The following is a 1,129-nucleotide window of genomic DNA, read 5'->3' on the forward strand; positions in this document are numbered from 1 at the left end:
CTGCCCGGTCGCCAGCAGGACGCGGTGACGAGGCGCCTCATGAGCATGACCGAGCGCCACCAGGTCGAGATCGTCAGCATGGATATGTGGAAACCCTACCGCCGTGCTGTCCAGGCGGTACTGCCGCAGGCTCGCATTGTGGTCGATAAGTTCCATGTGGTGCGGATGGCCAACGAAGCCCTGGAGAAGGTGCGTAAGGGACTCAGGAAGGATCTGAAGCCAAACCAGCGGCGGACCCTCAAGGGCGATAGGAAGATCCTGCTGAAGCGTGCCCACGACGTTTCAGATCGCGAGCGGCTTATCATGGAGACATGGACAGGGGCCTTCCCTCAGCTCCTGGCGGCCTACGAGCACAAGGAGCGGTTCTACCACATCTGGGACAGCACCACCCGGCGTGATGCCGAAAAGGCGCTGGCCCGCTGGATTGACGACATTCCACAGGGGCAGAAAGAGGTGTGGAAGGATCTCGTCAGCGCCGTCAGCGGATGGCGCGAGGAGGTGCTGGCCTACTTCGAAACCGACACCCCAATCACCAACGCCTTCACGGAGTCGATCAATCGGCTGGCCAAGGACAAGAACCGCGATGGCCGGGGCTACTCATTCGAGGTGATGCGGGCCCGGATGCTCTACACCACCAAGCACAAGAAGAAGGTGCCGCAGATCAAGGAATCCCCCTTCCTGGGCAAGGCCACCATGACCTACAGCATGGGTCTTCCCGAGCCTGAGAAAAACTACGGCGTCGATCTATCAACCTTCTGGGAGAGTTAAGGGTTCGAAGGAGCAAGGGGGCTCCATCTACCACTTAATCCGGATACCCCTTTAATCCAACTCATTGTGATTAACTCTCTAGGTGTGTAAAGCCAACAGGTTGCTTATAACAGGAAGTCTGCTGATGCGCGGTCGCAGATAACGGCTTTGCAATCGCTTGAGAAGCAACTCGTTTCCCTGAGAGCGAGGTGCAACGATGGCCGTGAAGTTGATGCTTGCGGGGTTCTTGCTGGCATCAGCGAGGGCATCTTACAACCGCAATAGATCAAAGTGTCGATTTTATAGTTCTTAACCACGCCGCCACCTGTCGACATAAGCCTCGGTACCCAGCATGCCAACAGGCGCCTGGAATGGCATCGAG

At 57.5% G+C, this 1,129-nt stretch carries 1 protein-coding gene and 1 pseudogene; both read left to right on the plus strand.

Going from position 1 to position 1,129, the window contains the following annotated elements; all coding sequences use genetic code 11:
• Positions 1-768, plus strand: a 768-nt coding sequence (locus A3730_RS00890; protein WP_156500722.1) for an ISL3 family transposase, incomplete at its 5' end; no start/stop codon positions are given.
• A 129-nt stretch (positions 769-897) separates the two neighbouring features.
• A pseudogene (locus A3730_RS29340) lies at positions 898-1,032 on the plus strand (Cd(II)/Pb(II)-responsive transcriptional regulator); the annotation flags it as partial.
• Positions 1,033-1,129 lie beyond the last annotated feature (97 nt).

The organism is Alcanivorax sp. HI0044, assembly GCF_001634945.1.